The sequence below is a fragment of the Butyrivibrio hungatei NK4A153 genome (assembly GCF_000424465.1).
GTDB lineage: Bacteria > Bacillota > Clostridia > Lachnospirales > Lachnospiraceae > Butyrivibrio > Butyrivibrio hungatei_A.
In genome coordinates this window covers 40,808-55,674 of record NZ_KE384198.1, presented here as the reverse complement: position 1 = coordinate 55,674, position 14,867 = coordinate 40,808, and the positions used below count along the sequence as shown (strand labels likewise).

Genomic DNA, 14,867 nt, shown 5'->3' with positions numbered 1-14,867 from the left:
CTGATTCAACAATGAATAAAGCAATAAATGAGGCTTCAAGTGGAAGAACAACCCAGCAGCAGACCTATCAGCCGATGACTTTCGACTCAATCAAGATTGGTCTTGCTTCTCCTGAGAAGATCAGAAGCTGGGCTCATAGAATTGATAACGATCCCAAGAGCGGAGAAGTTACCAAGCCTGAAACAATTAACTACAGAACATTAAAGCCTGAAAGAGACGGTCTGTTCTGTGAAAGAATTTTTGGACCTACCAAGGATTGGGAATGTCACTGCGGTAAGTACAAGAAGATTAGATATAAGGGTGTTGTCTGCGACCGTTGTGGCGTAGAGATCACAAAGAGCAGTGTACGTCGTGAAAGAATGGGATACATCGAGCTTGCAGCTCCTGTATCACATATCTGGTACTTCAAGGGTATCCCCAGCAGAATGGGACTTATTCTTGATCTTTCACCCCGTGTACTTGAGAAGGTATTGTACTTTGCTTCTTACATAGTGCTTGATCCCGGTGAGACAACACTTGAGTACAAGCAGGTACTTTCAGAGAAAGAATATCAGGATGCGAGAGAGGAGTGGGGCCCTAAGTTCCGTGCAGGAATGGGTGCCGAGGCTATAAAAGAGCTTCTCCTTGATATCGATCTTGAAAAAGAGTATCAGGAGCTTAAGGAAGGCCTTGATACTTCCAGCGGACAGAAGAGAACAAGAATCATCAAGCGTCTCGAGGTTGTAGAAGCCTTCAGAGAGTCAGGAAACCTTCCTGCATGGATGATCATGGATTGCATTCCTGTAATCCCTCCGGATCTTCGCCCCATGGTACAGCTTGACGGTGGACGTTTTGCTACATCAGATCTTAACGATCTTTACAGAAGAATTATTAACAGAAACAACAGACTTAAGAGACTTCTTGATCTCGGTGCACCTGATATCATCGTTCGCAACGAGAAGAGAATGCTTCAGGAAGCTGTTGATGCCCTCATCGATAACGGAAGAAGAGGAAGACCTGTTACAGGACCCGGAAACAGAGCGCTTAAGTCACTTTCAGATATGCTTAAGGGTAAGTCCGGAAGATTCCGTCAGAACCTCCTCGGTAAGCGTGTTGACTATTCAGGACGTTCAGTTATTGTAGTAGGACCTGAACTTAAGATTTATCAGTGTGGACTTCCTAAGGAAATGGCTATCGAGCTTTTCAAGCCTTTCGTTATGAAAGAACTTGTTTCCAGAGGAATTTCACAGAACATAAAGAATGCCAAGAAGCTTGTTGAGAGACTTGATGAGCAGGTATGGGATGTACTTGAGGATGTTATCAAAGAGCACCCCGTTATGCTTAACCGTGCTCCCACACTTCACAGACTTGGTATTCAGGCTTTCGAGCCTATCCTTGTAGAAGGTAAGGCTATTAAGCTTCATCCTCTTGTATGTACACCTTTCAACGCCGACTTCGACGGTGACCAGATGGCTGTACACCTTCCTCTTTCAGTAGAGGCACAGGCTGAGTGTAGATTCCTTATGCTCTCACCTAATAACTTGCTTAAGCCTTCAGATGGTGGCCCTGTAAACGTTCCTACACAGGATATGGTACTTGGTATCTACTATCTTACACAGGAAAGACCCGGTGCTATGGGTGAAGGCAAGTTCTTCAAGAGCGTAGACGAAGCAATTCTTGCTTATGAGAACGGATACTGCACATTGCAGACCAGAATCAAGATCAGGATGGAGAGAAATAAGCCTGACGGAACAGTTGAGAGCGGAATCGTAGAGTCAACTCTCGGAAGATTCCTCTTTAACGAGATCATTCCTCAGGATCTTGGATTTGTAGACAGAAGCAATCCTGAGAATGCATTTAAGCTTGAAGTAGATTTCATGGTTGGTAAGAAGCAGCTTAAGCAGATTGTTACCGCTATGATCAATACACACGGAACATTCGCGACAGCAGAGGTTCTTGATAATATCAAGGCTACAGGTTATCACTACTCAACAAGAGCAGCTATGACCGTTTCAATCGCTGATATGACTGTGCCTCCGCAGAAGCAGCAGATGCTTGATGAAGCACAGGCTACAGTTGATAAGATCGCAACAAACTATCGTCGTGGTCTTATCACTGATGAAGAGCGTTATCGTGCAGTTGTTGATACTTGGATGGAGACCGATAAGGAACTTACAGATGTGCTTCTTGCAGGTCTTGATAAGTACAACAATATCTACATGATGGCTGACTCAGGTGCCCGTGGTAGTAACCAGCAGATCAAGCAGCTCGCAGGTATGCGTGGACTTATGGCTGATACAACAGGTCGTACTATCGAGCTTCCTATCAAGTCAAACTTCCGTGAAGGTCTTGACGTTTTGGAATACTTTATGTCAGCTCACGGTGCTCGTAAGGGTCTGTCAGATACAGCTCTTAGAACAGCCGATTCAGGATACCTTACACGTCGAATGGTTGACGTATCACAGGAACTTATTATTCGTGACATTGACTGCTGCGCCGATAAGGATGTTATCCCCGGAATGACAGTTAAGGCATTCATGGATGGTAAGGAGACAATTGAGCCTTTGAAGGACAGAATCACAGGAAGATATTCATGTGAGACTATCAAGGACAAGGACGGAAACGTAATCGTTAAGAAGAATCATATGATTACTCCTTCCCGTGCCGCTAAGATCCTTTCAGTAGGTGTTAATGCTAAGGGACAGCCTGTTGAGGCAGTTAAGATTCGTACAATCCTTACTTGCCGGTCACACAACGGAATCTGTGCTAAGTGCTACGGTGCTAACATGGCAACAGGTGAGGCAGTACAGGTTGGTGAGGCAGTTGGTATCATAGCTGCTCAGTCAATCGGTGAGCCCGGTACACAGCTTACCATGAGAACATTCCATACAGGTGGTGTTGCCGGTGGCGATATCACACAGGGTCTTCCCCGTGTAGAGGAGTTGTTCGAGGCAAGAAAGCCTAAGGGACTTGCAATCATCTCAGAACTTGACGGAAGAGCTGAGATCAGAGATACAAAGAAGAAGCGTGAAGTTATCGTAACAAATGATGAGACCGGCGAGTCAAAAGCTTACCTCATCCCTTACGGATCACGTATCAAGGTTCAGGACGGAACAACAATTGAAGCCGGTGATGAACTTACTGAAGGTTCAGTTAACCCTCACGATCTTCTTAAGATCAAGGGAATCCGTGCAGTACAGGATTACCTCTTAAGAGAGGTTCAGAGAGTTTACCGCTTACAGGGTGTTGATATCTGCGATAAGCATATCGAGGTTATCGTTCGTCAGATGCTCAAGAAGGTAAGAATCGACGAGAGCGGAGATACAGATTTCCTTCCCGGAACACTTGTAGATGTGCTTGACTTTGAGGACAGCAATGAAGCACTTATATCTGAAGGAAAGAGACCTGCAGAGGGCAAGCAGGTAATACTTGGTATTACAAAGGCAGCTCTTGCAACAAACTCATTCTTGTCAGCTGCTTCCTTCCAGGAAACAACTAAGGTTCTTACGGATGCTGCTATCAAAGGAAAGGTTGATCCACTTATCGGACTTAAAGAGAACGTTATTATCGGTAAGTTGATCCCTGCAGGTACAGGTATGAAGAGATATAGAAATACTCCTCTTAATACCGACGCAAACTTTGCAGATTCTGAGAAGCTCATTCTTAAGAAAAAGAAGAGAGATTTAGATGACGAAGTAATTGTCAGTGATGATGATTTCGACGAGGAAGTTTCTGTATCCGAAGACGAATAATAAAAAAGTTGACATTATTTTGATTTATACTTATACTTTATAATTGCGTGTACTTTCAAAGGGGTGATTTTTTACCCCTTTGTTGTATGCATATATGTTTTACATCAAAACAGGAGGTGAAAGGAATGCCAACATTTAACCAGTTAGTTAGAAAGGGTCGTCAGACATCTGTTAAGAAGTCTACAGCACCTGCGTTGCAGAAGGGTTTTAACTCTCTTCATAAGAAAGCAACTGCAACAGCTTCTCCTCAGAAGCGTGGTGTTTGCACAGCAGTTAAGACAGCAACCCCTAAGAAGCCTAACTCTGCTCTGAGAAAAATCGCCAGAGTACGTCTTTCTAACGGTATCGAGGTAACAAGCTACATTCCCGGAGAAGGTCACAACCTTCAGGAGCATAGCGTAGTTCTCATCCGTGGTGGAAGAGTTAAGGATTTGCCTGGTACAAGGTATCACATCATCAGAGGTACTCTTGATACTGCAGGCGTAGCCGACAGAAAACAGGCTCGTTCTAAGTATGGCGCTAAGAGACCTAAGGCTGCCAAGTAATTTATTAATTGATCTAATTTTTTAAGTGTTGGGATTCTATTCTGTATAGATATAGTAGTAACACGCCTGTATTACGGGCAGTATTATTGTTCTAAAGTTAGAAAACCGCACGTACACTAAATTAGTGAGTACCGATGATTTATAGTAAGCAGTGAAGATATTTCTTCACTAGCGATTCTAAAGGAGGGAAGAACCGTGCCGCGTAAAGGACATATTGTAAAACGTGACGTATTAGCAGATCCTTTATACGATAACAAGGTTGTTACTAAGCTTGTTAATCAGGTAATGCTTGATGGTAAAAAGGGTGTTGCTCAGAAGATCGTATATGGTGCATTTGCACAGGTAGAAGAGAAGGGTGGAAAGCCCGCTCTTGAAATTTTCGAGGGAGCAATGAATAACATCATGCCCGCACTCGAGGTTAAGGCTAGACGTATTGGTGGTGCTACTTACCAGGTTCCTATCGAGGTTAGACCCGATAGACGTCAGGCGCTTGCACTTCGTTGGCTTGTCACATTTTCACGTGCAAGAGGCGAGAAGACTATGGTTGACAGACTCGCTTCAGAGATTATGGATGCATACAATAACACTGGTGCAGCTGTAAAGAGAAAAGAAGACATGCACAAGATGGCAGAAGCAAACAAGGCATTCTCACATTACAGATTCTAATCTGGTGAGATTTCAGATTTTTTAGGAGGAAGAACCTTTGGCTGATAGACAATACCCATTGGAGAGAACCAGGAACATCGGTATTATGGCGCATATCGACGCAGGTAAGACTACACTTACAGAGCGTATTCTTTACTATACCGGTGTAAATTATAAGATTGGTGAGACCTATGAAGGTACTGCTACCATGGACTGGATGGAACAGGAGCAGGAGAGAGGTATCACTATCACATCCGCAGCTACAACATGCCACTGGACACTTCAGGAAAACGGAAAGACTAAGCCCGGTGCTCTTGAGCATCGTATCAATATCATTGATACTCCCGGTCACGTAGACTTTACCGTTGAGGTTGAGCGTTCACTTAGAGTACTCGATGGCGCTGTAGGCGTATTCAGTGCTAAGGAAGGCGTTGAGCCTCAGTCTGAAAATGTTTGGCGTCAGGCTGATGGATTTAATGTTCCACGTATGGCATTCATCAACAAGATGGATATCATCGGAGCAGACTATTACGGAGCTGTAGAGCAGATTCGTAACAGACTTAAGAAAAATGCTATTATGATCGAAATCCCTATCGGAGCTGAGGATCAGTTCCAGGGTGTTATCGACCTTTTCGAGATGCAGGCATACATCTACAATGATGATAAGGGTGAGGATATCACAATCGGTGAGATTCCTGCAGACCTCAAGGATGATGCTGAGCTTTATCACAGCGAACTCGTTGAGAAGATCTGTGATCTTGATGAGGATCTTATGATGGAATACCTTGAGGGTAACGAGCCTTCTAAGGAAGCTCTTAAGGCTGCACTTCGTAAGGCAACTTGCGAATGTAAGGCTTTCCCTGTATGCTGCGGATCAGCACACAGAAACAGAGGTATTCAGAAACTTATTGACGCAGTTATCGAATTCATGCCTTCACCTGTTGATATCCCTGCTTGTAAGGGTACAGACATGGATGGCAATGAGATCGAGATTGAGTCAACAGACGATGGCCCGTTTGCAGCTCTTGCATTTAAGATTGTCAGCGATCCTTTCGTAGGAAAGCTTGCATTCTTCCGTGTATATCGTGGTACTGCAAACTCAGGTTCATACGTACTTAACAGCTCAAAAGATAATAAGGAACGTCTTGGACGTATTCTTCAGATGCACGCTAACAAGAGATCTGACCTTGATAAGGTATTCTCCGGTGATATCGCTGCAGCAGTTGGTCTTAAGAACACTGTAACAGGTGATACACTTTGCGATGAGAAGAATCCTGTTATCCTTGAGTCTATGGAATTCCCTGATCCCGTTATCGAGCTTGCTATCGAGCCTAAGACTAAGGCCGGCCAGCAGAAGCTTGATGAGGCTCTTCAGAAGCTTGCTGAAGAAGATCCTACATTCAGAGCTCATACAAACTCTGAGACAGGTCAGACAATTATTGCCGGAATGGGTGAGCTTCACCTTGATATCATCGTAGACAGACTTCTTCGTGAGTATAAAGTTGAGGCTAACGTTGGTGCACCTCAGGTTGCTTACAGAGAGGCTCTTACAAAGGCTGTTGATATCGAGTCTAAGTATGCTAAGCAGTCCGGTGGACGTGGTCAGTACGGACACTGTAAAGTTCGTTTCGAGCCCATGGATGCCAACGGAGATAACCTTTACCAGTTTGATAGCGAAGTTGTCGGTGGTGCTATTCCTAAGGAATTCATCCAGCCTATCAGCGAAGGTATCGAAGAGGCTATGAAGGCCGGAACACTTGGTGGATATCCTGTTGTAGGTGTACATGCTACTGTATACGACGGATCATATCACGAAGTCGATTCATCAGAAATGGCATTCCACATTGCCGGATCAATGGCGTTCAAGGATGCTATGGCTAAGGGATCACCTGTACTTCTTGAGCCTATCATGAAGGTTGAAGTTACAATGCCTGAAGAGTACATGGGAGATGTTATCGGTGACGTTAACTCTCGTCGTGGACGTGTAGAAGGAATGGATGATCTTGGCGGCGGAAAGATCGTAAGAGCTTATGTTCCTCTTGCTGAGATGTTCGGATACGCTACAGATCTTCGTTCAAGAACACAGGGTCGTGGTAACTACTCAATGTTCTTTGAAAAATATGAGCCCGTTCCGAAGAACGTTCAGGAGAAAGTTCTTTCGAATAAGGGAAAATAAATATTGATTAAACGCTAAAGTTTGGCTATAATCGATATAGTATGTGAAATTATGTATGTAAATGTTACTCTTAACATTTAACCTTAAGGAGGATATTTAGAAATGGCAAAAGCTAAATTTGACAGAAGCAAACCGCACGTTAACATTGGAACAATCGGACACGTTGACCATGGTAAGACAACACTTACAGCTGCAATCACAGCAGTACTTGCTGATAGAGGATTCAGCCCTGCAGTAGCATTCGATCAGATCGATAAGGCTCCTGAAGAGAAAGAGCGTGGAATCACAATCAACTCAGCTCATATCGAGTATGAGACAGAGAAGAGACACTATGCTCACGTTGACTGCCCTGGCCACGCTGACTATGTAAAGAACATGATCACAGGTGCAGCTCAGATGGATGGATCAATCCTTGTTGTTGCTGCTACTGACGGTGTTATGGCTCAGACAAAGGAGCACGTTCTTCTTGCTCGTCAGGTAGGTGTTCCTTACATCATCGTATTCATGAACAAGTGCGATATGGTTGATGATGAAGAGCTCCTTGACCTCGTAGAGATGGAGATCAGAGACCTTCTTACAGAGTATGAGTTCCCTGGAGATGATACACCTATCATCCGTGGATCAGCTCTTAAGGCTCTTGAGGATCCTAAGAGCGAGTGGGGCGACAAGATCATCGAGCTCATGAACACAGTTGATGAGTATATCCCTGAACCTACTCGTGAGACAGATAAGCCTTTCCTTATGCCTGTTGAGGACGTATTCACAATCACAGGACGTGGAACAGTTGCTACTGGTAGAGTAGAGAGAGGTGCTCTTAACCTCAACGACGAAATCGAAATCGTTGGTATCAAGGAAGAGACATCTAAGTCTGTTGTAACAGGTATCGAGATGTTCCGTAAGACAATGGATTACTGCGAAGCTGGTGACAACGTTGGTCTTCTTCTTCGTGGTGTTGACCGTGATGGAATCCAGAGAGGTCAGGTTATCACAAAGCCCGGCACAGTAACTTGCCACACAAAGTTCACTGCTGAGGTTTACGTTCTTACAAAGGACGAGGGTGGCCGTCATACACCTTTCTTCACAAACTACAGACCTCAGTTCTACTTCAGAACAACTGACGTTACAGGTGTCTGCAACCTTCCCGATGGTGTTGAGATGTGCATGCCTGGTGACCACGTAACAATGTCAATCGAGCTTATTCACCCTATCGCTATGGAGCAGGGTCTTAAGTTCGCTATCCGTGAGGGTGGACGTACAGTTGGATCAGGTAAGGTTGCTACAATCGTTGAGTAATCTTAACAAATCTAGATTTTATGCAGCTTCCAGAGTTTCTCTGGAAGCTGTTTTTTTGTATAGTTTTTTGATTGACTATCATGACTGGAATATGTATTATGATGGTAGAAGGAAACTTCTTGAGAAGCACACTCATAAAAATGCTTTATTTGCCTGTGAATCGGAATCCGCGATGGAAGGCGGTGAACGTGAAGATTTACCAAGAACACTTCGGTGTTCTTTTTTCGTACAATAAAAGAACGTATTTGAGCATAATTGGGGGAAGTAAATCACTATGCGCATTATTATTTGTGGACTAAATGGAGCAGGAAAAAGTACTTTGGGGAAAGCATTGGCAGGACGGCTTAATTATGAATTCAGAGATATAGAAGATTATTATTTTCCTAAGATAGATGATAAATATGAATACAGTATTCAGAGAACAGATGAAGAAGTAGCAGCTCTGTTGTTAAAGGACTTGGAAGAGAATGATGATGTTGTTCTTGCTTCAGTTCGTGGAAATTACAGTAAGAAGATAGAAAAACTATTTGATCTGGCAGTATACATAGATATACCAAAAGAAATACGAATGGCAAGAGTAAGAAAACGTTCCAATGATAAGTTTGGAAATCGCATGCTACCTGGAGGAGACCTGTACGAGAGTGAAGAACGTTTCTTTAAAATGGTGGAGGCCAGGTCTGATGATCATGCTAAGAAATGGCTAATTGATTTATCTTGTCCTGTGATTTATATAGATGGACGTGCTGAAACGGAAAACAATGTCACAATGCTCGTTCAAAATTACTTGGGGAAGAGACTATATGTTAAGACTTGAGAAGATAAATGGTAAAAATGTTTGGGATATATTAAAACTATCTGTTAATGAAGGCCAGAGAGAATTCGTCGCTTCTAATGAGGTTAGTATCATAGAGGCTTACACGACTATTACCAATAATGGTTATGCATTTCCATTTGGGATTTATGATGATGATACACTTGTGGGTTTTGAAACTACAGTGTTAAAAAAACAGAGGATGAATAATGAACAATGAATCATTTAATTCAAAAAGAATTGCCGAGGGGTACGCAAAAAGACCATGGTTACATAAAGGTGTAATTGACAGGTTTAGAAAAGATTGTGATTTGCCCGAAGATTATATGTTCAGTAATGGACTTGATGTTGGCTGTGGTGCAGGGCTGTCAACTAAAGCGCTGAAGCTTATATGCAGGCATGTGACAGGTACAGATATTGCAGAATCAATGGTAGAGGTCTGCAATGAATTATATGGATCAGACGAAGCCTATAGTTTTTATACTGCCAAAGCAGAAGATACTTTGATACCTGATGAAAAGTATGATGTGGTATCAGCAGCAGGGATGGTCAATTGGGTTGATGAAAATAAATTTATGGAAAATCTCATCAAAGTGACCAAAGATGAGTGTTTTATTATAATTTATGATTTCTGGATTACAGATAAAATGAAGAATGTTCCCGAATATACAAGTTGGTATCAGGATGAGTATTTGAAACGATTCCCTAAGCCGCCGCGTAAAGAGAATATTTGGACGGATGCAGACTTAATAAGTGGCCTGAAAATGTATAAGCAGATCAATTATGAACTCATTCATTCTTTTAGTTTGGAAGACTTTATAGACTTTATGATGATACAATCCAACGTTAATGCCAAGATTGAAAGTGGTGAGATGGCTGAATCGCAGGTTAGAAGCTGGATGAAGGATACTTTATCTCCGATTTTTAAAGATAAGGAGCAAGAACTAGTTTTCGATGGCTATACTTGGTATATAAAAAGATAATACATGAGATATGTGCGAATAGAAACCACGTAAAATCAAGGCTTTTAAAATAGATATAATTAACGTTAAGCCGTGAGGGTAGATGTACAGTTGGATCAGGTAAGGTTGCTACAATCGTTGAGTAATTCTTATCGGATTGCATAAACACTGATTTTATAAAGAGCTTGGAAAGTGCTTGCACTTTTCCAAGCTCTTTTTTATTCTTACATAGGAGGATTCCATAAGCGAATCCACAACTTTTGAAATTGAAGTAGAAATAAAAGGAAAGAACAATGAGTAAGAGAATACTTATAATCAACACAGGCGGAACATTATCTTCGGTTATGAAGAAGAACGGCCTTATACCGGGCTTGTCAATCTATGATATGCAGAAAGAGCTGAAGATGGTTTCGGGGGATACGGATATTGAGATAGAAGATTTCTGTTCTTTGGACAGTGCAAATATTTTTCCGGATGATTGGTCGGCACTTGCGCAGCGCATCAGCGAATGCAGGAATGACTATGACGGAATAGTTGTGATACATGGAACGGATACGCTTGCATATACGTCTTCGATGCTTTCTTTTATGCTGAGAAACATCGCAATTCCTGTTGTTATCACGGGATCGCAGTTATCAATAACAAATCCCGTTGCAGATGCTATGGAGAACTGCAGATGTGCGATACATATGGCAGCAAGCAATATTCCCGGAGTGTTTGTTGCGTTCAACAGAAAAGTCATGCTTGGATGCAGGGCGTCTAAAGTAAGAGCACTTAGTTTTGATGCTTTTGAGAGTATCAATTACCCCAATATTGCGACGATAAGTTCTCTCGGAATGAAGATTGATACTTCAGCCGTGCCTGAAAGGACAGGTATTTTCACTCTTTCAAACAACTACTCTGATAAAGTATGCATGGTTAAGATGTTCCCGGGCATGCATAGAAGCTTTATAGAATCAATTGCCGACCAAGGATATAAAGGGCTATATATTGAAGGTTACGGAATCGGAGGAATGCCGTTCTTAAAGCATGACTTCATAGGAACGCTTGATAAGCTTATTTCAGGCGGAATGGCGGTTGTTGTAGGTACGCAGTGCAGATATGAAGGCACCAAGATGGATGTATATGAGACGGGCAAAAGAACTCTCGCTATCGGAGCGATGGAAGCCCATGACATGACAGCAGAGGCGGCGCTTACAAAGCTCATGTGGATACTTGGAATAACAGATAATCTCTCGGAAATACGTGATTATTATTCCATAAACATGATCGGGGAAATGACTGTAAGAAAATGATAAAATGTTAATATGTGATAAAAAACATTGAGCATAACGGAAGGATTACGAGGTTAGATGGGAGACAGTATTAAGATCATTCCGCTTGGCGGATTCGACAAGATCGGTATGAATATGACTCTTATAGAGTCTTCAGACAGCATTATCGCAATTGACTGCGGGACGTCTTTTCCACCCAACAATCTGCCCGGCGTTGCGGCGATAATACCTGATATAAGCTATATTAAAGAGAATATCGATAGATTTAAGGGGATAATCCTTACACACGGGCATGAGGACCATATAGGAGCTCTTCCGTACATTTTTGACGGAATCAACGTGCCCGTTTACGGAACTCCGCTTACCATCGCGATGGTGGAAAAGAAATTTCAGGATTTCGGGATAAAAAAAATCAGGACAAAGGCAATAAAATTCGGAAGCACCATAGTTGTCGGCAATTTTAAGATTGAATTTATAAGAGGCAATCACAGCATACCCGATTCAGCCATGCTCGCGATCTATACCTCTCAGGGAATAATATTTGATACAGGCGATTTCAAATTTGACATGTCGCCTGTAATGAGCAAAACTGCAGATCTTGCGAGACTTTCCGCACTCGGAACAAAAGGCGTGCTTGCAGTTTTGTCTGACAGTACAAACGCCATGCATAGCGGTTTTTCTCGGTCGGAGAGATATGTCAACGAACAGCTCGACAGATTCATGAACATGTATCGTGAGAACAGGCTTATCATCGTGACATTTGCGACCAACATGGACAGAATCCAGCAGATAATAAAGCTTGGGCAAAAATACGGGCGAAAGATCGCACTTGAGGGCGACCTTCTTCTCGATGTCTTTTCATCGGCGCGAAAACTTGGATATATTGAAATCTCTGACGATATGCTCGTTGAAAACGATATGCTTGATGAGTATAAGGATGAGGAACTTATTTTCCTCACGACGGGTAATCACGGAGAATCTGTAAAGTGTATCGCCGAGATTGCCGCAGGAAACAATCCCGTCATCAGGATAAAGAAAAATGACGTGGTCCTGTTCAGCTCAGTCACGATTCATGGTAGTGAGCTGGAATTTAGCCAAACAATAAACAGCCTCGAGGAGCATGGGGCAAAGATAGAATTTCAGGATCTTCACGCTACGGGACACGCTTGCGCCGAAGAACTCAAGTTACTGTTTATCATGCTTCGCCCAAAGTTCGTGATCCCTGCGCACGGAGAGTACAGATACAGAAGAGAAGCAAAGAAAATTGCGACAGAAGTAGGCATTCCGGCTGAAAATGTCTTTCTCATAAAGAACGGCGATATAGTCGAACTAACGGAAAATACCTGCAGTGCTGCCGGTAAGATCACCTTAAGCGAGATACTTATTGACGGACGGGAAAAGAGCAAGATTGATAATAACGTTATTCGTGACAGAGTGCTATTATCCGAGTCGGGCGTTGTCATAATCGAGATCTGCATTGATAAGAAGACAGGACGATGCGTATCAGACTTAAATATCAGGTGCAGAGGCTTTCTTGACGAAGAGAAATTTAATGAGATCTCAGATGAGCTAAAAGACCTTTCAATGAAAGAAATATCAAGGCTTTTGGGGCAGGGGGTAAGAGATGATCGCATCAGTAAAGGCGTTACCTCGGTTGCGGAAAATTTTATTAAATTCAAGTCCGGAAAAACACCAATAGTTATTGCTTTTGTAACAAATACTGTGCTATAATTTGTGTATAAAATAGAATTTGTTACAATATATAGCTGAAAGGCAATGCTTTTATGAAGCGGTTTACGTCGGATTTTTATAGAATAACGAGTATTTCGCATCGTGAAAAGAAATTTATATATGTGACAGAATATGAAGAGGGGGGCAGTCTATGCCTTATTTTTCGTATTCTGTCATTTTTTATTGCAATATTTAATATAAAAAGGCGGAGTTTATAATGTCCTTTTCCATAAGTACTTTTTTGTTTGTTACAATGATTTTCATATTTTTTTATTTGCTGAAAAGAGCCAGAGCATTAATTTTACTCGCTGCAAGTTTGGCGTTCATCTATCACCTTGGCATTAATTCCCTCATGTGGATTGTGTCGGTAACGGCGGTAGTTTACGGCATTGGCATTTTGGAAGACAAGCTCAAAGAAAAAAAGCACACCAAAGCGCTGAAGATAGTGACAATAGCGGGCGTTGTGCTGAGTGCAGTACTTCTTTTTACCCTAAAGAATGTAGCAAGATGGGGACAGCGTGACGACACGCTTATAAAGATCCTGATGCCGATTGGATTTTCGTACTACATATTCCAGGCAATATCCTACATCGTGGATGTGTATAAGGGAGAAGCTAAAGCGGAAAAGAACCCGATACATTTTGCGCTTTACATGTGCTATTTTCCGAAGTTTATCAGCGGACCGATTGAGAGATCCGATAACTTTTTACACCGGATAAAAGAGCTGCCTAACGTCAAAATGTTAGAGAACAAGCGCCTTTCGATTTCTTTCACGACCATCCTTTACGGATACTTCATGAAAGTGGTAGTGGCGGACAGGCTTGCTTTTTTCACAACAAGATTATTTAATGACTTGTCCAGATTTGGGGCAATGTGGCTGTTTTTTGGAATGCTCATGTATTCGATCCAGATATATTGCGACTTTGCGGGATACAGTGCGGTTGCGATAGGTGTGTCCAATCTCTTCGGAGTGGAGCTTACCGAGAACTTCCATGCACCGTACCTTTCGAAGAATATAAACGAATTCTGGAGGAGATGGCACATATCGCTTTCAAGATGGCTGCGAGACTATATCTATATACCGCTTGGAGGAAGCAGGAAGGGAAACGCGCGCAGGTTCCTTAACACAGCAATCGTATTTATCATATGTGGAATCTGGCATGGAGCAGATGCAAGTTTTCTTGCATGGGGACTGCTTCACGGCATTTATACAATGGCATTTGGAATAATTTCGGGGATAAAGATAAAGAAGGCACAAGGAAAAGAACCGACAAAAGAGCCGGCATTTATCTCAAATATAGTCTCCGGAGTGATCACTTTTTTGCTTGTTTCTTTTGCATGGATCTTTTTCGGAGCGACAAATATGAGCAGTGCTCTCGGATATGTCGGAAGAATGCTGTCATTTACGCCGGGAGTCGACTCTTTCGCGGCACAGGCGGCCGATATAGGCGCATCGAGACGAGATATTATAATTCCAATCTACGGCTGCATAGTTCTTGCACTCGATCTTTTGATAGCAAGGAAAAACAAGAGAATCGGAAGAGCAATGGACAGCCTTCCGTGTGCACTGCGATATGTTGTTTTGTATGGAATGATCATGGCGCTTTTGCTGCTTGGGATATATGGACCGGGGTACAATGCGAGCAGCTTTATGTATGTAAGTTTTTAAAAAAAGTGCGCAGAAAAAATTAGTTGGTGG

The 14,867-nt window shown here is 42.5% G+C and carries 11 protein-coding genes; all 11 read left to right on the top strand.

Features of this window, described 5'->3' with window-relative positions:
* Positions 1 to 11 precede the first annotated feature (11 nt).
* The 11 genes from rpoC (at position 12) to G628_RS0114970 (ending at position 14,837) form a co-directional block, all read left to right on the top strand.
* Positions 12 to 3,731: a DNA-directed RNA polymerase subunit beta' gene (rpoC, locus tag G628_RS0115015; RefSeq protein ID WP_051199249.1), complete on the top strand. Its 3,720-nt coding sequence runs from the start codon at positions 12 to 14 to the stop codon at positions 3,729 to 3,731.
* Between the two features lie 125 nt (positions 3,732 to 3,856).
* A complete protein-coding gene (gene rpsL / locus G628_RS0115010) occupies positions 3,857 to 4,276 on the top strand; it encodes a 30S ribosomal protein S12 (protein ID WP_026515647.1) in 420 nt (139 codons plus the stop codon).
* Between the two features lie 195 nt (positions 4,277 to 4,471).
* Positions 4,472 to 4,942, top strand: coding sequence for a 30S ribosomal protein S7 (gene rpsG / locus G628_RS0115005; RefSeq protein WP_026515646.1), 471 nt, complete (start codon positions 4,472 to 4,474; stop codon positions 4,940 to 4,942).
* Positions 4,943 to 4,979: 37 nt separating this feature from the next.
* Positions 4,980 to 7,097 carry an elongation factor G gene (gene fusA / locus G628_RS0115000; protein WP_026655663.1) on the top strand — a complete coding sequence of 706 codons (2,118 nt, stop codon included), beginning with the start codon at positions 4,980 to 4,982 and terminating at the stop codon, positions 7,095 to 7,097.
* Positions 7,098 to 7,199: 102 nt separating this feature from the next.
* Positions 7,200 to 8,390, top strand: a complete 1,191-nt coding sequence (gene tuf, locus G628_RS0114995; RefSeq protein WP_026655662.1) for an elongation factor Tu — start codon at positions 7,200 to 7,202, stop codon at positions 8,388 to 8,390.
* Between the two features lie 274 nt (positions 8,391 to 8,664).
* Positions 8,665 to 9,204: an AAA family ATPase gene (locus tag G628_RS0114990; RefSeq protein WP_034501053.1), complete on the top strand. Its 540-nt coding sequence runs from the start codon at positions 8,665 to 8,667 to the stop codon at positions 9,202 to 9,204.
* Positions 9,191 to 9,421, top strand: a complete 231-nt coding sequence (locus G628_RS17655; RefSeq protein ID WP_242827243.1) for a hypothetical protein — start codon at positions 9,191 to 9,193, stop codon at positions 9,419 to 9,421. Before G628_RS0114990 ends, G628_RS17655 begins: the two co-directional genes overlap by 14 nt.
* Positions 9,411 to 10,184, top strand: coding sequence for a class I SAM-dependent methyltransferase (locus tag G628_RS17650; protein ID WP_034501052.1), 774 nt, complete (start codon positions 9,411 to 9,413; stop codon positions 10,182 to 10,184). Before G628_RS17655 ends, G628_RS17650 begins: the two co-directional genes overlap by 11 nt.
* Positions 10,185 to 10,456: 272 nt before the next feature.
* The gene (locus tag G628_RS0114980) at positions 10,457 to 11,458 is read left to right on the top strand and encodes an asparaginase (RefSeq protein ID WP_026655659.1); all 1,002 of its coding nucleotides are present in this window, start codon (positions 10,457 to 10,459) and stop codon (positions 11,456 to 11,458) included.
* 57 nt (positions 11,459 to 11,515) lie between these two features.
* Entirely contained in the window at positions 11,516 to 13,168 is a 1,653-nt protein-coding gene (locus G628_RS0114975; RefSeq protein ID WP_026655658.1) for a ribonuclease J, read from the top strand.
* 316 nt (positions 13,169 to 13,484) lie between these two features.
* The gene (locus G628_RS0114970) at positions 13,485 to 14,837 is read left to right on the top strand and encodes an MBOAT family O-acyltransferase (protein ID WP_196803776.1); all 1,353 of its coding nucleotides are present in this window, start codon (positions 13,485 to 13,487) and stop codon (positions 14,835 to 14,837) included.
* The last annotated feature ends 30 nt before the right edge of the window (positions 14,838 to 14,867 follow it).